The following is a 23,318-nucleotide window of genomic DNA, read 5'->3' on the forward strand; positions in this document are numbered from 1 at the left end:
ATGCGAATCAGCCTGTTAACAATTTTTTTGCATCCCGCGAATCTTTCGGTGCAGAAAACTTTAACCCGTGGCTTACCTGCACGGATTTTCAGCACAGGCTGACTAGTCTTTTGCGCCCGTAGAGGTCAAATTCGGTGCATCAAAAATCGAGATTTCTGGCAAGGGTTTGGACCATTTCGATACGCGCACCACAGCGGTATGGGCGATGTTTCCTTGGCTCAACTGCGTCGATCCCTTGTCGCGTGTCAACATGTTCGGATTGCCGTGTACGCAAATTGGCTTGCCATCGATCTGGCGCAAATCAAGCCACGCACCTGTGGGCAAAGCGATGCAATCGCGGCGCAGACTGTCGCTGAGCGCGAGTCCCGCGAGACAACCGCCACGGGCGTTTTCAATCAAAACGATGTCGCCAGCGCTGAGCCCACGTTGTTTTGCAGCATCTGGATGCAACACGCAGACTTCGCGACCTTGTAATTTGCTCGCGCGCGATTCAGAGCCGTTGTCATTTTGCGAATGCAGTCGCGTATCGGGCTGACCTGAGATCAAATGCAATAGGTCATCATCTGCCCCAATCAGACTTTCAACAGGCGGCATCCAACGCGGTATATCAGGACAGTCGGCAAGCCCCATATCGGCGATAGACTGACTGTGCAGCTCGATTTTACCACTATGAGTTTTCAGTGCATTCTTTACAGGATCGGCAATAAAGTCAGAAAACTGAATACGCAGATCTTCTGCATTTGGAACTTCAAAAACACCTGAGGATTTAAAAAGGTCAAACTCTGGCAATTCAAACCCATGCCTATTGGCCACCTTTTGACAGGAGATCCAAATCTGCTGCTGCCACTCCTGCGCAGTGCGCCCCTCTGTGAAAGAGTCAAACACATCAAACCGTTTGGATAGATCTGCCAGAATATCAAAATCATCCCGCGCCGCGCCCATCACGGGCATGGCTGCAGACATATAAACCATGGTCTCGTCACGACGATTTATCATCAAATCATCCCGTTCCAAGGCCGAAGTTGTCGGCAAAACAATATCCGCACGGCGCGCTGTGGCTGTCCAACTGTGATCCATCACGACAACTGTATCGGGGCGTTGCCACAAGCGATCAAGGCGCGCCAAATCTTGGTGGTGATGAAACGGGTTTCCACCAGACCACCAGATCATTTTGGCTTCGGGATAGGTATAGCTGCGCCCGTTGTAGGAAAAACTTTGATTAGGGTTTTCCAACATATCAGCGATACGCGCTACGGGGATAAAGCTTGCGATTGGGTTCATGCCCTGCGGCATTGATGGCCAGTTTATCAACTTGCGCGGACGCCCAACAGTTTCGGTCGAGCCATAGCCAAAAGCAAATCCAGTCCCAGCTTGGCCAATTTGACCAAGGATAGCTGCCAGTGCCAACCCCGCCCAAACGGTGACTTCGCCATGATCGGCGCGCTGCAAGGACCATGCCATATTGATCATGGTTTTTGTGGTGCCCATCCGTTGCGCCAAATCTTTAATGATCTGAGCAGGGATATCGCATATGTCAGCCGCCCAATCCGCGGTCTTTGGTTGGCCATCTGAGACGCCCGTGACATAGGCTTCGAACTGGTCGCTACCATTGGTGTAGCGCTCGAGAAATGCGCGGTCGGCATACCCTTTGTCAAATAGCTCATAAGCCAAAGCCAAGATAAGCGCCGTATCCGTACCTGGACGCGGGGCAATCCAATCTGCTAACAAATGCGGTGCAACATCGGATTTCAGCGGGGAGATATTGATAATCCGACAGCCGTTGTTTTGCGCCTTGTCCAACCACATTTGGGTTTCGTGCTTTGATGTCCCCGATGAGGCCACCTGCGCAGGGCGCTTGGAAAGCCCGCCGAATGACACCAATGTTTCGCAGTGCTCGGCCACCAAAGGCCAGCTGGTCATTTGATCTTGGAACACCCGATTTGTCATACCTGTAAGATGGGGTAAAATCACTTCTGCCCCCGCATGAGAATAGGTGTCACGCGCTCCAGTGTAGCCGCCAATCAGATTTAGAAAACGCCGCAATTGCGATTGCGCATGATGGAACCGCCCAGCAGAGGCCCAGCCGTAAGAGCCTGCAAAAATCGCTTTATTACCGTGATCTGTACGGACACGCGTGACCTCTTGGGCCAGTAAGTTCAGTGCTTCATCCCATGGCACTTGCACAAATTCGGCATTTCCGCTGCGCGCGTGATCGCGGTTTTCCAGCCAACCTTTGCGAATAGACGGGCGGGCAATCCGCGTTTCAGTGTCTTGCATGGCATCTAACCACCCACGACCGATCCGCGCGGGATCGGGATCAGTGGCAAATGGTGCAAGCGTTAAATCCTTATCGGCCCCTTGAATTTCATATGCACCCCAATGAGACGCTGTATATTTTTTGACCATGAGCCGATGCCTTTGATGACGGATTTTCTTGTCAGTATGCAAGGTTTTCCAAATGATCAATAGCCACTATAGCACGGTTCACAGCCAAGGGATCACACCCCCAAACGCGGCATCTTTTTGCCGCGGCAGCACCGTTTACGGCATCAGTCAGCAGCTATGCTGGGTCACGCGATTTTGTTAAAAATCAAGCCCCAGATCGACGGTTTGAGCAGAATGTGTCAAAGCGCCTGAGGAAATGTAATCCACGCCCGTCGCCGCGATTGAGGCGATGCGATCAAGCTTCACATTGCCGCTGGCCTCGGTTTTCATCCGCCCATCGACGATCGAAACAGCCTCGCGCAGCATGTCGTTGTCCATGTTATCAAACAAGACAACGCTGGCGCCACCGACCTCAAGCACTTCTGACAGTTGATCCAAACGATCCACTTCGATTTCCACCGCCATCATATGGCTGGCTTGTGCTTTCGCGGCCTCCAGCACCTGACGAATGCCGCCAGCGGCTGCGATGTGATTGTCTTTGATCATAATCGCATCGGACAAAGAATATCGGTGATTAAACCCACCGCCATGCAGCACCGCCAGTTTTTCAACCAAACGCATGTTCGGTGTCGTTTTACGTGTGCAGGTCACGCGCGCTTTGGTGCCTTTTGCTTCAGCCACAAAACCAGCGGTTTTGGTGGCAATACCTGTTAAGCGCCCTGCATAATTCAGCGCAACGCGTTCGCCTGACAAAATTGAAGCCGCAGAGCCTTTGATTGTCATCAAGGCATCGCCTTTTTTGCAAGGCTGGCCATCTTGGATCAGGATCTGCACCTCAAGGCTGGGGTCGACCAACCGAAACGCTAGTGCCGCCACCTGCATCCCTGACACAATCGCATCAGCACGCGCGTTGATATTGGCATCATAAGTTGCGCTGGCTGGGATTACTGCGCGGGTGGTCACATCACCATAGCTGCCCAAATCTTCCAACAGCGCGCCCCGCACCATAGGTTCTAAAATCAAGTCGGGAACGGTAGAAAAGCTCATGCTGCATCCTTTGCAATCTGTGCACGCAACGCCAGCGCATCAGTTAATAAAATTTCAGAACGCCGCCCTTCACCTGCCAGAGTTTCTGGATAATCGGAACGTTCATGTGCGCCTCGGCTTTCTTGACGCAGCAAAGCGCAGGCGGCGATCAATGTTGCTGTCGCGCACATATTCATGAAAGATGGACTGTCGGCATTGGTATTTTCAAGCGCGTCAATTTTGCGCAAGGCCTGTTTCAGCCCCGCCTCTTCACGCACAACGCCAACCAAAGTGGTCATCGTTTCGCGCAAGGCCATCACTGCCGCGGGATTGGGAGCATTACCGCCCGCATCAAATGTGACGTCAAGCGGTTGCGGCGCGGCTGTGGATGTATCTGCCACCTCCAAGATAATGCCCTCTGCACAGATACGTGCATAGACCAGCGCTTCCAGCAAACCGTTTGACGCCAAACGATTGGCCCCATGCAGCCCTGTCGATGAAGCCTCGCCGCAGACCCATAGCCCTGTCAGGCTGGCGCGCCCATGGGTATCGGTCGCGATGCCGCCCATGTGATAATGCGCCGCAGCTGCCACTGGAATTGGATCAACAGCGGGGTCAATCCCATTGCGGGCGCAGGCTTCGGCCACAGCAGGAAACTGCGTTTTAACATCTTCGCCCAGCGCTGCACGCGTGTCCAACATAGGGCGTAGACCTGCTTGGGTTTGTGAAAAAATAGCGCGCGCCACGACATCACGCGGGGCAAGTTCCGCATCGGGATGCACAGCCTGCATGAAGCGTTCGCCATTCTTGTTGATCAAAATCGCGCCTTCACCCCGCAAAGCTTCGGTTGCGAGCGGCGCAGGATCTTCCCCCACATCCATCGCGGTTGGGTGAAACTGTACAAATTCTGCATCGGTGATCATCGCGCCTGCGCGTGCAGCCATGCCGATCACTTGGCCACGAATGCGAGGGGGATTGGTGGTGAGCGCATATAGACCGCCAGACCCGCCGCCCGCCAAAAGATAGGCCGCACCGCGCAGCATGATCGGTTGCGACCTGTTGGTGTCAGAATCTTGGATCGCGATCCCCGTGACCGTTCCGTCTGTGACATCCAGATCAACTGCCATTGTACCTTCGAGCACTTGAATCGAAGGCGTTTCACGCACCTGTTCGATCAACGCCTTCATGATTTCAGCACCAGCCTGATCGCCTTTGACGCGCACAACGCGTGCAAAACTATGCGCTGCTTCACGCGACAAAACATATCCGCCATCATCCGTGCGATCAAAAGGCGCGCCCATCCGCGTGAGATCCAAGATGTAGTCGCGTGCATGTCGCGTCACCAAATCGGCCACCTCAGGATCGACAGTACCAGCGCCCGCTTTCACGGTGTCTGCTGCATGATTTTTGGGGTCGTCTTTTGCGTCCATTGCAGCGGCCACCCCACCTTGCGCCCACGCAGAGCTAGCCCCTTCGCCCAAGACTTCAGGCGAGATCATCAAAACGGGACGCGGCGCCAATTTCAGCGCAGCATAGAGCGCGCCAAGGCCAGCGCCGACAATGACGACACGATCTGTTTGGATCTCTTTCATGAGGCTTCTCACAGACCCAATTCGCGGGACAGATCAATCATCTTCGTCACAGATAATTTGGCTTTTTCGGCCATATCAGGATCAATCTCGACCTGACCTTCCATGGTGTGCAAAGCGTATAGGATTTTTTCAAGTGTGATCTTTTTCATGTAAGGACACGCATTGCAGGGCTTTGCAAATTCAACTTCTGGCAATTCATCGGCAATATTCGCCGCCATGGAACATTCGGTGATCAACATCGCTTTGGCGGGTTTGTTGTCATGCACCCATTTAATGATGCCACTGGTTGAACCTGTGAAATCAGATTCCGCCACCACTTCGGGCGTGCATTCAGGGTGGGCGATGATTTTGACTTCTGGATCGCTTTCACGGTAGGCGCGCAGATCATCCGCTTTATACAGCTCATGCACGATGCAGGAGCCTTCCCAGAAGACGACTTTCTTTTTGGATTTATTTGCCACGTTTTGCGCCAAGAACTGATCTGGCGTCATGATCACAGTGTCGCTTTCCATCGCGTCGACAATCTGAACAGCATTTGATGATGTGCAACAGATGTCAGAGGCAGCTTTCACTTCAGCAGTTGTGTTCACGTATGACACAACTGGCGCGCCGGGATATTTTGCGCGCATTTCTTCGACGCCTTCAGCCGTAATGCTTTCGGCCAAAGAACAGCCTGCATCCATATCGGGCATCAAAACAATTTTATCAGGACTGAGGATTTTTGAAGTCTCAGCCATAAAGTGAACACCAGCCTGCACGATCACATCAGCTTCGACCTCGGTGGCTTTGATCGCCAATTGCAAACTATCGCCAACGAAGTCAGAGACACCATGGAAAATTTCTGGCGTCATATAATTATGCCCCAAGATCACCGCATTGCGTTTGGCTTTCAATTCATTGATCGCCTTGACATAGGGGGCGTAGATGGCCCAATCCACAGGCGAGACAACGCGGGACATTTTAGCGTAGATGTCTTGCATGCTTTCCGCCAACTCTGGGGAGGGTGCAAGATCGTAATGATCGGCAAGAACAGTTTTAACTTTTGGCATATCTAGCACTGGAATGTCTCCGTTATGGGCAAATCCGAACAGACATGACAGATGGCCCCGTCGTGAGCCGTCTTGTCTGGGCGGAAAAGAATAAGCGCGCCAGATGTGCCACATGCACATAGGTTAAGGCAAGAGAGTGACGTTTCTTTCTAAAAACGGCTGGGCTTGCAAATTTAGCCTATGACCTAGGCTGAATTGATCATGGCCTTGAATTTACTTGGCATATATCGTTGCGCAAAGGGTCTAGCCTTTGCTGGATCGATATTAAAACCGCCGCTAAAAGTTTGGATCCCGAATGAAACGCGCTCTATCCCTGCCCCCTGAAACACCAAATATGGCCCTTGCCCTTGCGATTGGATCAGCTGGTGGGTTGGCGCTGTCTTTGCTGGACATGCCCTTACCTTGGATGTTGGGATCGATGTTGGCATGTTTCTTGGCATCAATGGGCAAGATGCCAATGAAAGATCCGGGCGTACTGCGGCCCTATATTATACCAGTCATTGGTGTGATGCTGGGCGCGAGTTTCGACACGCAGACGTTTTCACACCTGCTGGAATGGGGTCTCTCGTTACTGGGTCTCGTGGTCTATGTTGCCTTGGCTGCTGCGCTGGTTGTGCCCTTTTATATCAAAATCGGCAGGCTAGATCCTGTGACCGCCTTTTTCTCGGCAATGCCAGGAGGCCTGAGCGAAATGACCATCATCGGCGGCGATCTTGGCGGTGACGAAAAACGGATCATCTTGTCACATGCCGCTCGCATTGTGATCACTGTGTCTTTGATCGCCGCCTATTTCAGGGTTGTTTTGGGCTATGAGGTGTCGGGTGTCTTGGCCCCCGAAGGCGCAGAAGCCACGCTGGATCTTAAGAATGCTGGCATTTTATTGGCCTGCGCGATTTTAGGAACAGGACTGGGCAAAATGTTGCGCTTTCCTGCGCGCGGCCTGTTGGGGCCGCTGATCCTATCGGCTTTGGCCCATATGACGGGTCTTACCCAGTCTGCCCCCCCTGCTGTCTTGGTGATCACGGCGCAAGTCATTTTGGGCACCATGCTGGGCTGTCGTTTTATGGGCGCGACGCCGCGTTTGATTATTGAAACGATTGCGCTCAGCGCTGGGGCAACGATGGTGATGCTGGCCTTATCATTGGGATTCGCCATCGGATTGCACGAGATGTTTCATCAAACCACAGAGCAAATCTTACTGGCATATGCACCAGGCGGCCTGACAGAAATGTCTTTGGTCGCAATCGCGATGGATGCTGATGTGGCTTATATCGCCCTGCACCATCTGGCGCGGATCGTGCTGTTGCTGGCCATTGCGCCCACGTTTCTCACATGGATTGCGCGTAAACTTAGCCAGTGAAATTTGGCCTAAGTCAGTACACTCGCCATGCGCCGCAGAGCGAGTGTGTAGCCCTCGACACCAAATCCAGCGATAACGCCATCGGCACGCAAAGACACGTAAGACTGGTGGCGAAAGCTTTCTCGCTTGTGCACATTCGAAATGTGAACTTCTAGTACAATACCGTCAAAGGCATTCAACGCGTCAAGAATGGCCACCGACGTGTGTGTGAAAGCAGCAGGGTTGATGATAATGCCTGCTGCGGTGTCACGCGCTGAGTGAATCTGGTCGATGATGTCACCTTCGTGATTGGATTGCGCGGCTGTCACTGTCAGGCCCAACTCTTCCGCCAAAACAGAGCAGTTCGCCACGACGTCCTCTAGGGTGTCATGGCCGTAGATCTCGGGTTGACGCTTGCCCAGAAGGTTTAGGTTAGGTCCGTTCAGGATTAGAATTTGTTTTGTCATCACGCGCGCCTTTTGGTGTGCGGCCAAAAGGCCAAAAATTATCGCAACTGACTAAGCTGTTCAGTAACTGTCACTATTTCTTTGTCGAAATGCGTCAAAAATGCAAGCGCCGCGCTATCTGCTTCGCCATTAACCGCATGGGTTGCGATCGCGGCATGGATGCGCCAGACCTCGACACATCGTGCAAGCTGCGGCGCCAGTTGACGCTGATAGCGGTCTTGCAAGTCATGTAGGTTGAGACAGAAATCAATCAGCAAAGGCATTTTGCATCCTGAGATAAGTTCGGAATGAAACGCCGTATGTGCAACAGACCAGTTTTCTTCAAACTCAGGCCCTGCTTTCGCGGTGGCGGCTGAATGCAAAACGACAGCCGCCCCGCGCAGCCGCGCCTTCCAATTGTCTCCTCCCCTTTTTATCGCTTCGCGCAGTGCGTAAACATCGACTTCGCGGCGCAATTGAACGATTTCATTGAGCTCAACAAGCGTAAGCGGTGCGATGGTTGAACCGCGCTGATCCAAGGATTTGACCAAGCCATCTACAGAAAGGCGTGAAATTGCTTCGCGCAATGGCGACAACGACACATTGTACTGGGCCCGCAACTGATCAAGGTTTACCTTTTGGCCTGGTTTCAAATCCCCACGAATTATGGCGGCACGAAGCCGTGCGGTCAGAATGCTAGCCCGTGTCGCGTTCTTCACCGGTTGCTGAGCTGTGCGTCGAATATAGGCTGTGTAGTCGTCTTGCACCGGCATCCTCGATTTGCACAAAAGCGCTGAAAGGTTATGCGCCCATTTTTTTCAATGCTTGTTTCATGGCTTTACGAAATTTGGGGGCTCCCCGTCGCGCCAACACAGCTTCGCAATAGCGTGCAATCAACCAAGGTCGACCTTTACGTTCCAGCCGCTCAAGCATTTCACGTTGATAGCGCAGATCTTCTTTGCGCCCGCGTAGCATTTTGTAAAATGCGGGTTCCGTCAATGTCCCTGCGATGGACTGCTCAACGATCGGCTTTAATATGCTCAAACGGATCCACATGGAGGCAATGCGGTGCCCGAAATACCGACACCGCAGTTTGACCACATTGTCACCCCGAAACAGGGCAGCGTGCATCGCATCAAGGGGCGCGAAGGGATCATAAAAGATATAAACTTTTTCCGCTGATTTGATCATATCGGGGGCAAACCCGTATTGTGTTGAAAAATCGCGCTTCCATGCCTTGCGGTATCGCGTTTCCCAGCTGGCATCTTGGCGCGCCAAAGTGGCTTGCGGAGAAATGGCCACAACGGTTGCCCCTGGGCAGGCCGCACTGAATGCTGCGGCCGCATAGCCGCCCATTGAGGCGCCATAAAATACCACGCGTTTGAAATCGTCAAAAAAGCCCTCTGATTTCAAACGATCGAAGAAATCATAGACATCTTGGTCGCGGTACCATGTCCAATCATGAGCCATCAGACCCAACATAGACCAGCCGCGTTTGGTGACGAAATCAAACCCCCAAGGCATCTTACCTTCGCCATCTTCAAAGACGTGATCAAGGTTTTCAAAAGTCACGATCAACGTATCGCCGCGCTTGATATGTAAGGCTGTGTGTTTGGCACCAAGTTCTTGGTAAAAGCCTTCGGCATCGCCAAGCTTGCGCAAATCATCACGCCAATCAGACTTTGAAACAGTATGGGGCTCACCGTCCATTTAAGTCACCTTCGCCAAATTGGCTTTGACTGTTTCGTACATTTCAAAATCGGGGCCAAAAGCTTTTTCAAGGTTTTTGAAATCGCGGTCTGTCAGCGTTTCGATCAATTCTTTTGAGGATGTTTTATGCCCCATAGACCTGCGCGTATCGACAGTTTGCCCCACAGCATCGGCGCCAAAGATTGTGCCGACGATGTGATCCATCGCAGGTTTGATATTTTCGACTGTGCCGATGTAATCAAAGGGGATCAGCCCGTAGGAAATTTCTTGATGCTGGGGACGCCAGTGACGATCAACATCGCGCGCACCTTCATCGCTGGCCAAAAGCGCAATGAATTGTTTAAGGGTAATATTGCTATCTGCGGGTTTGCCCAGATAGCGCATCAACTTGCCCTTTTGCTTGTCGTTTGCGGCAATCTTATCAGCATAGGCAGACACAGTGCGGGTGATCGGATCGCGGATGATCGAGAATTTAAAAACATCAGGGTCTTTGATCGCCGCCATGACTTTTTGATCCCCAAGGCCACGCGGCCCCGTCAGCAAAACGGTTTTTGGCGGGGCATGTACCGTATCCATCGAAATTTCTTCGGTGATGCCTTGTTCTTTGGCCAAGAGGCTCATCAAGGTGGCGATCACAGTTGTGCAGGCACATTTGTGATTTTTCATGTACAAAAACGACCGACCGCTAGGGGCCACAGTCGGTAGGTTCACCGTTTGCAAGAAGTGTTTTCTGTGCAGGTAGTTTCCAACGAGGTCATCAAAACTGGTCATAGTCTGCCCCACCTTAAAACAATTTAACTGCGTTGGCTTTGATCGTGTCGCGGCATTTTTTAATGAACTGCTTGTCGACCAAGAAATCCCGACACAGCTTATCCATGGATGCATCGCCTTTCAGAGCGGCAAGACCGATTTCGGCTTGGAATTTCGGATCATCGACAGGTGCCTTCGCATTCGCATTCGGCTTTTTCGCAGGGATCGGCGCTGCGGCAGGATCAATCTCATGTTTGGCAATCAACCCATGCATGAAAGACCCACGACGCGGCGTGTTGTTTTCTTTTTCTTCCAAACGCGGCTTCATGCGGCGCGCCCAAAAGTGCACACCGCGCGTGTCCTCTGTAAAGCGTTCTTCCACATTAAAGCGGCTTTGGATCATGTGATTGCGGTCAGGAAAGCTCACAGGATAAAAGGCGGGTTCGGGCCAAGCATGTTCGATTTCGCCTGTCTCAATCAGAAAATGCGTCACAGAAGCTGGTCCGGTAAAGCCCCAGTTTTGCGCGGTCATATGCACAGGACGCCCCGCGTCGCGTTCGGCTTCAAGTTCTTTGATCTGCCAGTCTTTAAACCAAGGCGCGATGGCATATTCATCTTTGAAAAATTCAAGCAAGGCATCCAAAGTTTTACTGTCACGCGGCAAGCCCAAAACGGCATTACATACCAAGCCTTCTTTTTCCCAACCGAATACAAAGGGCGACGTGTAATCAAAAGGGCGGTAGCAATACATGTCAGCATCGACCCAAATTTTATCGGTTTGCTTTAACAGATTTAGCCGCCACATATCCGCATGGATCGCGGGGCTGCCTGTGCGCGCATGGCGCAGCATGGGTTCTGCAGGGTAAATGTCAGCCGCATCTGCAGTATGCACGCCTTCGGGAACATTGGGGATGGGTTCATAGGAATATAGGGTCGTGTGATGCCCCGCATCGGCAAAGCTTTTCAAACACAACTGTTCAAGCCAACTTAAACGCCCGCCAATCCACAGTGACGCAATTTCTGGTAATTCTGACATAACCTATACCCTTAAGCGCAAACCGCTTTTTTATTCATAGTGGCTTAAACCAAGACGGTTCGCCCCTGACTGCTCTAATTATGAATGTTAAACATACAGTGACGATCCGTCCAGCACCGAAACAGGGGGAAAAATCCAGCAAACCTTGACTTGAACAAGGGGGTATGAGAGCAACTTTGTAATAATATCAAACGAAAAGTTTGATGGTGGACCCCAATGGGCCACATGAGCATCTGAGGTAGATTGGTGTGACAGCAGTAGCGATTACATGCATCCGTAACGAGGGCCCTTGGCTTCTCGATTGGATCGCGCACCATCTTGGTGCGGGGTTTGATCACTTTGTGATTGCGTCGCATGAATGTACCGATGGCACGGACAGCTTGCTTCAAGCACTGAATGACGCGGGTATCATCACGCATGTTCCCTTTCAGCCTACGGGCGATCTATCCGTTCAATGGCAAGCGATGAAGGTTTTGAGCCGTGAGAAACGCTATAAGTCTGCCGATCTTGCGCTGTTTTTCGATGTTGATGAATATCTGGTGTTAAATGGAATTTCGCTGGACGACTTAATGGCGAAGGCCGATGCAGTGCCTTTGCGCTGGCATCTGTTTGGCCACAGTGGTCACAGTGCATGGGTTGATGCGCCCGTCACACAACGCTTTACCCATAAGGCGCCTGATGGCATCAACCTGCCGCTCGCGCATTTTTTCAAAACCTTACACCGTCCCAAAGCCTTTCGCGAACTTGGCATTCATCGCCCCAAAGGCAAGACTGCAACTTGGATCAGCGCATCTGGCGCGGCCTTGCCGGACAGTTTTGCGACACAGCAGTCGCGCATAAATCTGTTTGGCCTGCGACAAGACAACGAACGCGCTTGGCTTAATCATTATTCCGTGCGTTCCATCGAAGAATTCGTGCTAAAGTCAGCGCGTGGCCTGCCCAATCATATGAGCAAACCCATCTCGACAGGCTATTGGGCCGAACGCAATTTCAACACCGTCATTGATACGCGTATCGCGCAAATGTCATCCCAAACGGAACCCCACCGCAATTTATTGGCGGCCTTTGATGATTTACACCACGCGTCATTGGCGCATCACAAAGCCGATTTTGTGCGCCTCAAGCAACAGCGTGCAACCCTTGAATTCATGTGGCAACTTGAATTGATGGCGGGGTCAACACCGCCCAGCGCAGTCCAGCTTGCTGATCATATTGCACGTTTAAAATCTTTACCCTCTGAGGATAAAAATGGCTGACCTAATCACCCGCCGTATTGACGCACAGGTTTTTGGAAACATCACCCTTTTGGATGCGATAAAATCTCCCAATGGCAAGGCTGAATTGTTTTTTGATCACACCAGTTTTCTAAACAAATCAATCGCCACGGATATATTCGAAGACGGTGAATTTAGCTCTGTCGGCAATGCGCCGTGGATTGTCGGCACGCCGACATCTGATACCGTCACGGCCACGCTTGCAGGTGTGGCACGCGATATCGCATTGTCTTCACCCGAAAACGATTTGATGGCGGGGCGCAATGTAGCGCTGGCCACGCGCAATGGTGAAACCGCTGCGGCAGTTTTGGAATGGTTGTCTTTTCATGTCACACATCAAGACCTAACGGGTGCTGTGATTTTGAACCGCGCAGAGCCTGAGACTGATCATGATTTTTACACCGAGTTGGAGTTGGGCTTGGCCGCGATGCGGGTCGATTTAACTGTGCTTGTTGTGGATGCAACTGTGCCGTTGGGCAATCGAAAGTCGCCCGCCGAAAGTCACCCCTTCGCCACGCCTGGTGCGCCGGGAAAAGACCGTATGGGCGTGCCCAATCCTGCGCCTTGGGCATCACCGCTTGGAGATGTTTTGGTTTATGAGATCTTGCGCAGGCGCTATTTGGAAACGGCGCGTGCTGTGGCCAATATTGAGGTTTACGACCTTGTCCCCCGCAAGCAAGACACGACAATTTTTGATCTGGCGCAGACAGCAGAGAACGGCGTTGTGCAACTTGTCGGCAGCCAATGTTACCCTTGGCGTGCGCGTGATCATGATGCGGTGCGCTTTGCGGATCATATCTGTGTGCAGTTCGATGAGAAAAAGAAACGCGGGCGCTGGTGTGTGGCCCCTGCAAAGCTGCCCGCGAATTCGGTATTTCGCCTGATCCGCATTGGCGGCGCTGAGGCAAAACTGGGCTATCCATTTTTCCGTTTCATGGGGCTGCGTCACGTGGCTAAAACGGTTTCAAAAATTGTACCCAAAGCGTCTTTGATCGAAAGCGAAGAACTGATCAATCTGTCTCAGACGGAATGGGACTATAAGCCTATTTTCATGCCGAAAGAAGACGTGGCAGCCCCACCGCGCGGCGATAATTCTGTGGCGATTGTCACCTGTATGAAAAACGAAGGCCCGTTTATTTTGGAATGGGTTGCCTATCACCGTGCAATCGGGGTTGAGGGCTTTTTGGTCTATACCAATGACTGCACCGATGGCACCGATACGTTTTTGGAACTTTTGCAAGAAAAAGGCTATTTGCAGCATCGCGATAATGCCTTTCACGGCACAGGGCTAAAGCCGCAACACCACGCTTTGCAGCAGGCAGAAAAAGAAGACGTCTATAAGAATTCTGACTGGGCCATTTCGATGGATGTTGATGAATTCATCGATATTAAAGTCGGTGATGGCACAATGGCTGCTTTGTTTGATGCCCTGCCCGATGCCAATCTTATTTCCTGCACTTGGCGCCTCTTCGGCAACAACGATGTGCACGAATATGAAGACGCATTTTTGTTGGATCAATTCACCAACTGCGCGCCCGAATTTGCCAATAAACCGCACCAAGCTTGGGGGTTTAAGACCCTTTTCAAAAATGTCGGACTGTTCAAAAAACTTGGGGTCCATCGCCCCAAGGGCCTAAAGCCGCAAATCTGGGATAAAATTCGCTGGTATAACGGTTCTGGCAAACCCATGCCGCGCGAAGAATATCGCAATGCGTGGCGGTCAAACGCCGATACATATGGCTATGATATGGTGCAGCTCAATCACTACGCTGTGCGCTCTGCTGAAAGCTTTTTGGTCAAACGCGACCGTGGCCGCGTGAACCACGTCGACCGCGATCAGGGCTTGGCCTATTGGTTTCGCATGAACAATAACTATGTCGAGGAACGCTCCATCCAGCGGATGATCCCGAAACTGCAAGAAGAATTCGATAAAATGCTGGCCGACCCTGACATCCGCGCCCATCACGAGGCCTGCGTGAAAGCCCATAGAGAAAAAATCGACGCCCTGCGTGCAACGGAAAACTACGCGAAATTTTACGAAGAATTGACAGGGCCGCGCATGGAAAAACTGGCGCGTATGCATCATCATTTTGGCGCCAACGTGTTTTTGATGGGGCCGCAAACTGTTCCAGATGACGTGGTCAATGCCGATCATGACGAAAAGTTTTTCTTCACGGTTGAGCGCGGGGAAACAGCGCATTAAAACGCAGCCAAGCCACAAGACGACAATAGATAGGACCGACATGCGTATCACGCTTCACATCGGCGCACATCATACACGAACCCCGCGGCTTGTATCTGCGATCAACGCTGGGAAGAAAGCCTTCGCGCGCGAAAATATCTTTGCTCCAGGCCCAGCATCATACCGCCCTATTATCAGCAAAGCGCTTTCCCAGTTGGATGGTCTTCCCCCCATTGACGAAGAGGAAGACGCCGTTTTGGCTGAGATTTTGGGGGACAAGACGGATGCGGAGCATCTGATCATGATCAACGAAGATTGGGCGGGCGAACGCGCGCTGATGTTTAAAGGCGCGCAGCTTTATACCAATATCGGTGAAACGGTGCAGCGCGTGGCCGAATTGTTTTCGAAACACGAGCTGCGTATTTCGATGGCGATCCGAAACCCTGCATTCCTGATCAATGCTGCGCAAACGGTTAAAGTACCACCCATTTCGCTAAAGTGGTTTTTGAAGTCAAACGACCCAATGGATCTGTCATGGCAAGCCCCCGTGGATCAGGTGCAAAAAGTGCTGCCCAACGCCAAGATCACCATGTGGTGCGAAGAAGACACCCCTTTGATTTGGCCGCGCATCCTACGGAAAATCGCGGGGCTGCCAGAGGATGCCCCAGTCAGAGGCGCACTGCTTGCAATCGAAGACGCCCTGAAGCCAGAAGGCGTGGCGCGCCTTCGAACCTTTTTGCGCAACCATACACTCAGCACGCCGCAGCAATATGAGCGCAGCATCTTGGCGTTTTTAGATAAATATGCGGATGAAACAGTAATGTCTGCTGCGTGCAGTGTACCTGGCTGGACCGGGCAAACCGTGTACGATCTGTCGCAAAATTATGAAGGCGATATTACGGCTTTGAGCAAGCGTGAAGGGATCGATTTTATCTTGCCCTATACCCAAGACGATCTTGCATAAAAAGGAGCCACGTAGATTTTGTGGCTCCTGTTTAAATTTGACCCCGTGACGTGATGCAGCCTACTGAGCGGCTTGAGCTGCCTTGCGAATGGCTGCAATGTTGTCGCCATAGGGTGCGGGGTTTTGCACAGACCCGCCCTTGAACACCGCAGAGCCCGCCACCAAGACATCTGCACCCGCAGCAGCCACAAGTGGTGCAGTTGTCGGATCGACACCGCCATCAATTTCGATATGGATCGGGCGATCGCCAATCAGATCCCGCAGCTTGCGTGTTTTTTCCACCTGCGAGTGTATGAATTTCTGTCCACCAAAACCAGGATTCACCGTCATGATGCAGACAAGATCGACCATATCCAAAAGATAGGCGACATCTTCAACAGGTGTGGCTGGATTGAGTGCCAAACCCGCTTTGGCCCCTGCCCCACGAATGGCCTGCAATGTACGGTGAATATGGGGACCGCTTTCCAAATGCGCCGTGATGAAATTTGCGCCAGCTTCGGCAAAGGCTTCGATATAAGGATCAACAGGTGCGATCATCAAATGCACATCCATAACCGATTTGATATGCGGGCGAATGGCGCTGCAGGTTTGCGGGCCAAAGGTGATATTTGGCACAAAATGCCCATCCATCACATCAACATGAATCCAATCCGCGCCTTGCGCTTCAACGGCTTCGATTTCTTGGCCGAAATTAGCAAAATCAGCCGCTAAGATTGAGGGTGCGATTTTGATAGACCGATCAAATGAATTGGGATTGGACATGGTGCCACCTTTGGTTTTAAGCTCTCTGAGGCTGGCTTTACTCGGTTTTTCCAGCCCTGTCACCCAAAGGCTGAATTGATCCCCCCGCCAGTTTTACAAGTCACGTAAGGTTGCTGCGCAAAGCATTTGACCAAAAAGTCAAACATTGCCAAAACGATCACAAAGTGAGACCTTATATGTGCAGTCAGACGGAGCCCAATCAATGACGACCACGGATATCACCACAGCCTCAGTCAATGCGCATTTGCCTCAGGTGCATGAACCGCGCAATACAGGCGTGCCGTTGGATTTGGATTGGGCGCTTGGCGCACAGGCCAATACTTCGGCAATTGAACGGCGTTGCGCCAACTTACCCGCTCGCCGCTCCGTCAAAAAAGATCACCAAGCGGCTTGGTTGCTCAAAGCGATCACGATGATCGATCTGACCACATTATCTGGCGACGACACAGCTGAACGTGTAAAGCGTCTTTGCGCAAAAGCCGCCAATCCAGTGCGCCGCGATATTTTAGATGCGCTGGACATGGGGCCGATCACCACAGGCGCGGTCTGTGTGTATCACGATATGGTCGAAACAGCCGTAACAGCACTTGAAGGCACGGGCATTCCCGTAGCTGCAGTTTCAACTGGGTTTCCCGCAGGCCTATCCCCGTTGCATTTACGCATCCAAGAAATCCAAGAAAGCGTTAAAGCAGGGGCGACCGAAATTGATATCGTTATTTCACGCCGCCATGTTTTGTCGGGCAATTGGCAAGCCCTTTACGATGAAATGCGCGCATTCCGTGAGGCCTGCGGCGAAGCGCATGTCAAAGCCATTTTGGCCACAGGTGAATTAGGGTCTTTGCGCAACGTGGCGCGCGCTTCATATATTTGCATGATGGCGGGGGCAGATTTCATCAAAACATCGACAGGCAAGGAAAGTGTCAACGCAACCCTGCCCGTGTCTTTGACCATGATCCGTGCCATCCGCGATTATCATGCGCGCACGGGATTCCGCGTGGGGTACAAACCCGCAGGCGGCATTTCAAAAGCTAAGGATTCACTGGTTTATCTCAGCCTGATTAAGGAAGAATTGGGCGCGCATTGGTTGCAACCCCACATGTTCCGCTTTGGCGCATCAAGCCTGTTGGGCGATATCGAACGCCAGCTTGAGCACCATGTCACGGGGCACTACTCCGCCGCGTATCGCCACCCCATTGGTTAAGATCACGATCTTAACATCCAAAATAGCATGACAGCCACCGAGGCCCAAAAATGACAGTTAAAGAGATATTCGAAACAATGGAATATGGTGACGCCCCTGAAAGTGCCGCTGAGGCTTTGCGCTGGTTGGTCGATAACGGCAGCCGCTTTGGCCATTTTATCGGTGGCCAAACGACCGAGGTCGGCACAACATTTGAAAGCCGCAATCCAGCAACTGGTGAGGTTTTGGCGCATATCAGCCAAGCTTCGCAAGCGGATGTAGATTTAGCGGTCGCAGCTGCGAAAGCCGCACAAAAAAAATGGGAAAAAATCGGCGGCAAGGCGCGCGCCAAATACCTATATGCGCTTGCGCGTCTGGTGCAAAAACATGCCCGCCTATTTTCCGTATTGGAAAGTTTGGACAACGGAAAACCGATCCGCGAAGCGCGCGATGCAGATATTCCACTGGTCGCACGCCATTTTTATTACCACGCAGGTATGGCGCAGCTCATGGATGAGGAACTGCCAGATCGTGCGCCCTTGGGTGTTTGTGGTCAGATCATTCCTTGGAATTTCCCGCTATTGATGTTGGCATGGAAAATCGCGCCAGCCATCGCCATGGGTAATACCGTTGTGCTTAAGCCCGCCGAATATACGCCCCTAACCGCGCTGCTATTTGCGCAAATCTGTACCGAAGCGGGCCTGCCCAAAGGTGTGGTCAACATTGTGACAGGTGACGGCGCGGTCGGCGAAATGATCGTTGCACATAATGACATTGATAAAATCGCTTTCACAGGGTCCACAGCTGTTGGGCGACGCATTCGCCAAGCCACGGCAGGGTCTGGAAAATCACTGACCTTAGAGTTGGGTGGAAAAAGCCCATATGTGGTGTTTGAGGATGCAGACATCGACAGCGCCATCGAAGGCTTGGTCGATGCGATCTTTTTCAATCAAGGCCAAGTGTGCTGTGCGGGATCGCGGCTTTTGGTGCAAGAAAGCATTGCCGAGGATTTCCATAACCGCCTGATCGCCCGCATGGCGAAGCTGCGCATTGGCAATCCGCTGGACAAATCCATTGATGTGGGTGCAATCGTTGACCCTGCGCAGCTCAGCCGCATCACACAGATGATTGAAACAAGCGCTCAATCGGGCAAAGTACACCAGCCTGTTGCTGCCCCTGAGGGGTGTTTCTATCCCCCCACTTTGATCACGGGGCTGCATGGTTCTGACAGTTTGATGCAAGAAGAAATCTTTGGGCCTGTTTTGGTTTCAACAACCTTCCGCACCCAAGCAGAAGCGGTTCAGGTCGCCAATAACACCCGCTTTGGACTGGCTGCGAGTGTCTGGACTGAGAACATCAATCTGGCGCTTGATATCGCCCCCAAACTTGCCGCAGGCGTCGTGTGGGTGAATGGGGCAAATATGTTTGATGCGGCCGCGGGTTTTGGTGGTCTGCGCGAAAGTGGTTTCGGGCGCGAGGGCGGCTGGGAAGGCTTGCAGGCCTACACTAAACCGATTGTCAAAGGCAAAGCTGTCAAAGCCCCTAAGGCTTTTGATAAGCCGCAAGTCCTTGAAGTCGAAGGTTTGGACCGTACCGCGAAAATGTACATCGGCGGCAAACAAGCCCGCCCTGACAGCGGCTATAGCAAGGGAGTTTATTCCTCAAAAGGTAAGCTACTTGGCCATGTTGGGATCGGATCGCGCAAAGATATCCGCAACGCTGTAGAAGCTGCGCGTGGGGCTGCCGGCTGGGCGAAAGCATCCGCACATCTGCGCGCCCAAATACTTTACTATATTGGCGAAAACCTATCTGCGCGCAGCGATGAATTTGCCGCCCGCATTCAGGCCATGACAGGCACCACAGCAGGTAAAGCTGTGCAAGAGGTCACCGATGCAATCGAGACATTGTTCACCTTTGCGGCTTGGTGCGACAAGCTGGATGGCGCGGCAAAACCTGTACCGATGCGCGGTGTTGCCTTGGCCATGAACGAATCTTTGGGCGTGATCGGCGCATTTTGTGATGATCGCCCCTTGGCGGGTCTGGTTGAAGTGATCGCGCCTGCGATTGCCATGGGCAACCGTGTCGTTGCCGTTGCCAGCGATGCCTACCAATTGGCTGCGACCGATTTCTATCAAGTGTTGGACACATCGGATTTGCCTGCAGGCGTGGTGAATATCATAACGGGGCCGCATGACGCCTTGGCCGAAACCATGGCTGGCCATATGGATATTGATGCGGTTTGGAGCTTTTCCAGCAGTGATATTTCCAAACACATCGAATTTGAAAGTGCCAGCAACCTCAAACGCACTTGGGTCAACAATGGTATGGATCGCGGTTACTCTGCCCGCGACTGGTTGGCCCAGTCGGTAGAGGTAAAAACGGTCTGGGTGCCCTACGGCGAGTAAAGAAAATGGCCTGCCCCAGTAGGAGCAGGCCATGTTTCAATGCAATGAGTTCACGTGCTTCATTTGCGCAGCGAGCCAAACCAATTTTTGATGCCCTGCGCCTTATTGCGTGCGCCATCTTTTAACGCATCAGCGCGATCATCGACGGCATCCCATGCATCGCCTGCATCTTCGACCAATGGATCAATGGTGCGTTCGCGAAACTGCACCCACATGCGCCAGATCAGCAAAAGCAGAACACCCAAGAACGCCAAAATAATCGTATTCACCCAAGGAAAAGATGTGTCTTCTGGCCCTGCTACAGGCTTGATTCCAATGGCATTGGGAAAGATCGACAACAATTCACTGCGCCAGCCGTAGTGAGAGATTGAATACCATTCGGGGTTGGCTTTGTTTGAAACGGCATCCGTGGCCTCTGTGTAAAGACTTGATGTATCGAACTTGAAATAGGGCGGCCATCCCCAACCCGTATCCTCATTACGATATTCCATAGTCTTGCCATTGGCTTGCACAGTTTGGATATATTGCACATCGCGGGTTGGATCCCCCGCAGACCAAAAAATCGCACGATTGCTTGGAATCGTGGTGCGTTCGGTATTGGTGCCGACAACCCGCACGATGTCTCGTTGGGGCAGCGAATAATGTATGAAACCGCCCACCACCAAAACGATTAAAGCAATCAAAGTCCATTTAACGTAGCGCATTTTCGGCGGCCTCACATATAGTTTGTCATATAGAAGACCACGCAAAAAATGATCATCGGAAAGATATAGACCCCAAGCAACAGCTTTGGGCGCATAGATTTTTTGTAGTCTTGCAATCCCTGCTCAACATAGTCATCGCGCGCGCCAATGGAACCCATCTCGGCCCATTCATTTTCCAATCGTTCTTTGGTGAGTGAGCGCACATAAATGGTCAATAAACCATACAAGAGAGACAACCCCAGAAAGCCAAGGATAAAAAACTTAAGAAAGCCAAGCATTGAACACCCCTTGCGCCAGCCATACCTAGATCAGCCTTTTGTCGCAGCTTAGCGCGATGTGTGAGCCAACACGAGGGGCATGGGCGAATATTTCTCGCCTGTGTCCACAAACTGCGTCAATTTGGTGGCCGATCTATTGGTCTCAGAACCGCGCTCGCACGCGGCTCTAGCTGCGTTTTGATATCAAGCCTTTGACCTTTGACGCCAAGTTCAACGTCATCAATGGCACAGGCCGTTAAGACGATAGCGCTGTTTGAATCACATTGGCCAAGCGGGCAATCCCAGTTTGAATGGCTTGATCATCGGTCATCGTAAAATTCAACCGCATGGTGTTGCGCGTATCGCCATCGGCGTAAAAGGCAGCCCCCGGAACAAAAGCAACCTTTTGTGCCAAAGCCTGTTCAAGCAGCAGCTTTCCATCAAGATGTTTGGGCAAAGTCACCCAAACAAACATACCGCCTTGGGGTTCAGTCCAAGTGACCCCCTCGGGCATGTAGTCTTTTAAGGCGCGCAGCATCGCTTGCAGCCGCGCCCCATACACAGCACGCAGCGTGGTCACATGTTCATCAAACACAGAGCGCGCAACATGATTAACCGCAATTTGATTTATCGTCGCGGTCTGCAAATCACCCGCTTGTTTCAGCAAGACCATTTGGGAAATCACAGGTTTTGCTGCAACGACCCAGCCCACACGCAGGCCGGGCGCAAGTGTTTTAGAAAATGAACCGCAAAAGATCGTACGGCAGGCATCAATATCGCCTTTTTGTTCCATCTCAAGCGCCAGTATAGATGGCACATCATCGCCTGCATACCGCAGCGATTGATAGGCTGCATCTTCGATCACCGCGATGTCCAACGCCTCGGCTTGCGCCAGCACAGACAAGCGTTCAGCCTGTGACATGGTCTTTCCCGTCGGGTTGGCAAAATCGGGGGATAGATACGAAAACTTCACGCGCCCACCCGCTAAAGCGGCGGTCTGGGCGATTTCGTTTGGCATACGGTTTTCACCCGCATTCAACCGATCGAATATAGGCTCATACGCTTTAAACGCCCCAAGAGCGCCCAAATAGGTCGGCCATTCAATCAAGGCAGTATCATTTTTATCAAGGTAAAGTTTACCAATATAATCAAGAGCCTGCTGTGATCCTGCGGTGATAAGGATATTATCGAGATCGCAGTCTACGCCGCGTTCTTTCATATAGCCTGCAATCCATGCTCGCAGCGGCGCATAGCCTTCGGATGCTGCATATTGCAAACTTGTCGCAGCCATATCTTGACCCAGCGCAATCTGCATTGCCTGCGTAAAAGCTTCGCGCGGAAAATAATCAGGGTCAGGGATACCACCCGCAAAGGATATAATGTCAGGCTGATCCAGCAATTTTAAAAGCTCGCGAATTTCCGAGGCTTTCATCGCATCTGTGCGCTTGGCAAATAGGTCAGTAGTCTGCATGGCATTCTCCGTTCACCGTGCAGCAATGCATGAGGTCACCCATTATGTCAACACCATTGACATAAATGCAATGCTGATAACATTCTCGACCATCGACACGGTCAAATCCACAGACACGGGATCAACTGCGGAGGCAAAAAGGGCACGACTGCACGTGCCCTTTCGTCGTTTAATACCGCAACTTCACACCAGTGAAACAACATGCGGCACGTCTATCTCATCGGAATTATGACAGCGTCTTTTTCTCAACTGCCTTTTCCGCTTCAAGCACTGGCGTCGAGGCGATTTCGATCCGACGTGGCTTGAGCGCTTCTGGCACCTCGCGCAGCAAATCCACATGCAGCATACCGTTTTCATGACTGGCCTCTACCACCTTCACGTGGTCAGCCAAATGGAACCGGCGCTCAAAGGAACGTGTGGCGATTCCGCGATGTAAGTAGGTCTTTTCAGACGTATCCTCATCCGCTTTGCGTGCTGCAATAATCACAGCATTTTCGCGCTGTTCGATCACAATATCATCGGTCGCAAAGCCCGCAACGGCCAGTGAAATGCGCCATGCATCATCGCCCGTTTTTTCGATGTTGTAGGGTGGGTAGCTCGGCTGACTGACATCTTGGCGTAAAACGCGATCCATCAAATCCGTGATTTGATCAAAGCCTACAGTCGCGCGGTGCATTGGTGTAAGGTCAAAATTTCGCATGGGTATCCTCCATTGAGCGATCCAAATAAAACGCCTTCCCAGTGGGACAGGCTCGTGTCGGACCCACTTTGTAGCGCCCGACACTG

The 23,318-nt window shown here is 52.0% G+C and carries 20 protein-coding genes; 6 read left to right on the top strand and 14 right to left on the bottom strand.

The genetic code is table 11. From position 1 onward, the window contains the following. Positions 1-102 precede the first annotated feature (102 nt). From EDD53_RS07585 to nadA, 4 genes are all read right to left on the bottom strand, one after another. On the bottom strand, positions 103-2,406 hold the full coding sequence (locus EDD53_RS07585) for a molybdopterin-dependent oxidoreductase (protein WP_123792637.1): 2,304 nt from the start codon (positions 2,404-2,406) through the stop codon (positions 103-105). Between the two features lie 177 nt (positions 2,407-2,583). Continuing rightward, positions 2,584-3,432 carry a carboxylating nicotinate-nucleotide diphosphorylase gene (nadC, locus tag EDD53_RS07590; protein ID WP_123792638.1) on the bottom strand — a complete coding sequence of 283 codons (849 nt, stop codon included), beginning with the start codon at positions 3,430-3,432 and terminating at the stop codon, positions 2,584-2,586. Continuing rightward, positions 3,429-5,003 carry an L-aspartate oxidase gene (locus EDD53_RS07595; protein ID WP_123792639.1) on the bottom strand — a complete coding sequence of 525 codons (1,575 nt, stop codon included), beginning with the start codon at positions 5,001-5,003 and terminating at the stop codon, positions 3,429-3,431. Before EDD53_RS07595 ends, nadC begins: the two co-directional genes overlap by 4 nt. A gap of 8 nt (positions 5,004-5,011) precedes the next feature. Beyond that, entirely contained in the window at positions 5,012-6,052 is a 1,041-nt protein-coding gene (gene nadA / locus EDD53_RS07600) for a quinolinate synthase NadA (protein ID WP_425464049.1), read from the bottom strand. Positions 6,053-6,347: 295 nt separating this feature from the next. On the opposite strand from nadA, the gene EDD53_RS07605 reads away from it, so the two are divergent. Then, on the top strand, positions 6,348-7,412 hold the full coding sequence (locus tag EDD53_RS07605; protein WP_123792641.1) for an AbrB family transcriptional regulator: 1,065 nt from the start codon (positions 6,348-6,350) through the stop codon (positions 7,410-7,412). An 8-nt stretch (positions 7,413-7,420) separates the two neighbouring features. Here the strand turns inward: EDD53_RS07605 and aroQ are convergent, their stop codons facing one another. From aroQ to EDD53_RS07630, 5 genes are read right to left on the bottom strand one after another with little or no spacing between them, the layout of a single operon-like run. Then, the gene (gene aroQ / locus EDD53_RS07610) at positions 7,421-7,858 is read right to left on the bottom strand and encodes a type II 3-dehydroquinate dehydratase (protein WP_123792642.1); all 438 of its coding nucleotides are present in this window, start codon (positions 7,856-7,858) and stop codon (positions 7,421-7,423) included. A 38-nt stretch (positions 7,859-7,896) separates the two neighbouring features. Next, positions 7,897-8,610: a GntR family transcriptional regulator gene (locus EDD53_RS07615; protein ID WP_123792643.1), complete on the bottom strand. Its 714-nt coding sequence runs from the start codon at positions 8,608-8,610 to the stop codon at positions 7,897-7,899. A 28-nt stretch (positions 8,611-8,638) separates the two neighbouring features. Then, complete coding sequence (locus EDD53_RS07620) at positions 8,639-9,547, bottom strand: phosphoadenosine phosphosulfate reductase (RefSeq protein ID WP_123792644.1); 909 nt, start codon at positions 9,545-9,547, stop codon at positions 8,639-8,641. Then, positions 9,548-10,318 carry a sulfotransferase family 2 domain-containing protein gene (locus EDD53_RS07625; RefSeq protein ID WP_170162717.1) on the bottom strand — a complete coding sequence of 257 codons (771 nt, stop codon included), beginning with the start codon at positions 10,316-10,318 and terminating at the stop codon, positions 9,548-9,550. It abuts the gene before it with no gap. Positions 10,319-10,331: 13 nt separating this feature from the next. Continuing rightward, positions 10,332-11,333 (bottom strand): glycosyltransferase family 32 protein, encoded by a 1,002-nt coding sequence (locus tag EDD53_RS07630; RefSeq protein WP_123792646.1) that lies wholly within the window; start codon positions 11,331-11,333, stop codon positions 10,332-10,334. A 248-nt stretch (positions 11,334-11,581) separates the two neighbouring features. On the opposite strand from EDD53_RS07630, the gene EDD53_RS07635 reads away from it, so the two are divergent. From EDD53_RS07635 to EDD53_RS07645, 3 genes are read left to right on the top strand one after another with little or no spacing between them, the layout of a single operon-like run. Next, positions 11,582-12,589: a glycosyltransferase family 2 protein gene (locus EDD53_RS07635; protein WP_246002289.1), complete on the top strand. Its 1,008-nt coding sequence runs from the start codon at positions 11,582-11,584 to the stop codon at positions 12,587-12,589. Beyond that, positions 12,582-14,810 (top strand): glycosyltransferase family 2 protein, encoded by a 2,229-nt coding sequence (locus tag EDD53_RS07640; protein ID WP_123792647.1) that lies wholly within the window; start codon positions 12,582-12,584, stop codon positions 14,808-14,810. The genes EDD53_RS07635 and EDD53_RS07640 overlap by 8 nt, the downstream gene beginning before the upstream one ends. Before the next feature lie 40 nt (positions 14,811-14,850). Beyond that, on the top strand, positions 14,851-15,753 hold the full coding sequence (locus EDD53_RS07645) for a hypothetical protein (RefSeq protein WP_123792648.1): 903 nt from the start codon (positions 14,851-14,853) through the stop codon (positions 15,751-15,753). Between the two features lie 60 nt (positions 15,754-15,813). Here the strand turns inward: EDD53_RS07645 and rpe are convergent, their stop codons facing one another. Beyond that, a complete protein-coding gene (rpe, locus tag EDD53_RS07650; protein ID WP_123792649.1) occupies positions 15,814-16,515 on the bottom strand; it encodes a ribulose-phosphate 3-epimerase in 702 nt (233 codons plus the stop codon). A 202-nt stretch (positions 16,516-16,717) separates the two neighbouring features. Between rpe and deoC the strand changes: the two genes are divergently transcribed. Both deoC and EDD53_RS07660 read left to right on the top strand, forming a co-directional pair. Next, the gene (gene deoC, locus EDD53_RS07655; protein ID WP_123792650.1) at positions 16,718-17,716 is read left to right on the top strand and encodes a deoxyribose-phosphate aldolase; all 999 of its coding nucleotides are present in this window, start codon (positions 16,718-16,720) and stop codon (positions 17,714-17,716) included. A 50-nt stretch (positions 17,717-17,766) separates the two neighbouring features. After that, complete coding sequence (locus tag EDD53_RS07660; RefSeq protein WP_123792651.1) at positions 17,767-20,100, top strand: aldehyde dehydrogenase family protein; 2,334 nt, start codon at positions 17,767-17,769, stop codon at positions 20,098-20,100. Positions 20,101-20,159: 59 nt separating this feature from the next. On the opposite strand, the gene EDD53_RS07665 is transcribed toward EDD53_RS07660, so the two are convergent. The 4 genes from EDD53_RS07665 to EDD53_RS07680 form a co-directional block, all read right to left on the bottom strand. Next, positions 20,160-20,804: a DUF1523 family protein gene (locus EDD53_RS07665; protein WP_123792652.1), complete on the bottom strand. Its 645-nt coding sequence runs from the start codon at positions 20,802-20,804 to the stop codon at positions 20,160-20,162. A gap of 11 nt (positions 20,805-20,815) precedes the next feature. Continuing rightward, positions 20,816-21,082 (bottom strand): hypothetical protein, encoded by a 267-nt coding sequence (locus tag EDD53_RS07670; protein WP_123792653.1) that lies wholly within the window; start codon positions 21,080-21,082, stop codon positions 20,816-20,818. Positions 21,083-21,317: 235 nt separating this feature from the next. Then, positions 21,318-22,532 (bottom strand): aminotransferase-like domain-containing protein, encoded by a 1,215-nt coding sequence (locus tag EDD53_RS07675; protein ID WP_123792654.1) that lies wholly within the window; start codon positions 22,530-22,532, stop codon positions 21,318-21,320. Between the two features lie 226 nt (positions 22,533-22,758). Continuing rightward, positions 22,759-23,232, bottom strand: a complete 474-nt coding sequence (locus tag EDD53_RS07680; protein ID WP_123792655.1) for an Hsp20 family protein — start codon at positions 23,230-23,232, stop codon at positions 22,759-22,761. Positions 23,233-23,318 lie beyond the last annotated feature (86 nt).

The sequence above is a fragment of the Pacificibacter maritimus genome (genome assembly GCF_003814915.1).
GTDB lineage: Bacteria > Pseudomonadota > Alphaproteobacteria > Rhodobacterales > Rhodobacteraceae > Celeribacter > Celeribacter maritimus.

Excerpts from the sequence above, each read along its gene's own strand:
- EDD53_RS07605 (WP_123792641.1), top strand. The coding sequence starts at position 6,348 with ATGAAACGCGCTCTATCCCTGCCCCCTGAAACACCAAATATGGCCCTT.
- EDD53_RS07640 (WP_123792647.1), top strand. The coding sequence starts at position 12,582 with ATGGCTGACCTAATCACCCGCCGTATTGACGCACAGGTTTTTGGAAAC.
- EDD53_RS07670 (WP_123792653.1), bottom strand. The coding sequence starts at position 21,082 with ATGCTTGGCTTTCTTAAGTTTTTTATCCTTGGCTTTCTGGGGTTGTCT.
- nadA (WP_425464049.1), bottom strand. The coding sequence starts at position 6,052 with ATGCCAAAAGTTAAAACTGTTCTTGCCGATCATTACGATCTTGCACCC.
- EDD53_RS07615 (WP_123792643.1), bottom strand. The coding sequence starts at position 8,610 with ATGCCGGTGCAAGACGACTACACAGCCTATATTCGACGCACAGCTCAG.
- EDD53_RS07630 (WP_123792646.1), bottom strand. The coding sequence starts at position 11,333 with ATGTCAGAATTACCAGAAATTGCGTCACTGTGGATTGGCGGGCGTTTA.
- deoC (WP_123792650.1), top strand. The coding sequence starts at position 16,718 with ATGACGACCACGGATATCACCACAGCCTCAGTCAATGCGCATTTGCCT.
- EDD53_RS07660 (WP_123792651.1), top strand. The coding sequence starts at position 17,767 with ATGACAGTTAAAGAGATATTCGAAACAATGGAATATGGTGACGCCCCT.
- EDD53_RS07595 (WP_123792639.1), bottom strand. The coding sequence starts at position 5,003 with ATGAAAGAGATCCAAACAGATCGTGTCGTCATTGTCGGCGCTGGCCTT.
- rpe (WP_123792649.1), bottom strand. The coding sequence starts at position 16,515 with ATGTCCAATCCCAATTCATTTGATCGGTCTATCAAAATCGCACCCTCA.
- EDD53_RS07680 (WP_123792655.1), bottom strand. The coding sequence starts at position 23,232 with ATGCGAAATTTTGACCTTACACCAATGCACCGCGCGACTGTAGGCTTT.
- aroQ (WP_123792642.1), bottom strand. The coding sequence starts at position 7,858 with ATGACAAAACAAATTCTAATCCTGAACGGACCTAACCTAAACCTTCTG.
- nadC (WP_123792638.1), bottom strand. The coding sequence starts at position 3,432 with ATGAGCTTTTCTACCGTTCCCGACTTGATTTTAGAACCTATGGTGCGG.
- EDD53_RS07585 (WP_123792637.1), bottom strand. The coding sequence starts at position 2,406 with ATGGTCAAAAAATATACAGCGTCTCATTGGGGTGCATATGAAATTCAA.
- EDD53_RS07665 (WP_123792652.1), bottom strand. The coding sequence starts at position 20,804 with ATGCGCTACGTTAAATGGACTTTGATTGCTTTAATCGTTTTGGTGGTG.
- EDD53_RS07625 (WP_170162717.1), bottom strand. The coding sequence starts at position 10,318 with ATGACCAGTTTTGATGACCTCGTTGGAAACTACCTGCACAGAAAACAC.
- EDD53_RS07675 (WP_123792654.1), bottom strand. The coding sequence starts at position 22,532 with ATGCAGACTACTGACCTATTTGCCAAGCGCACAGATGCGATGAAAGCC.
- EDD53_RS07645 (WP_123792648.1), top strand. The coding sequence starts at position 14,851 with ATGCGTATCACGCTTCACATCGGCGCACATCATACACGAACCCCGCGG.
- EDD53_RS07620 (WP_123792644.1), bottom strand. The coding sequence starts at position 9,547 with ATGGACGGTGAGCCCCATACTGTTTCAAAGTCTGATTGGCGTGATGAT.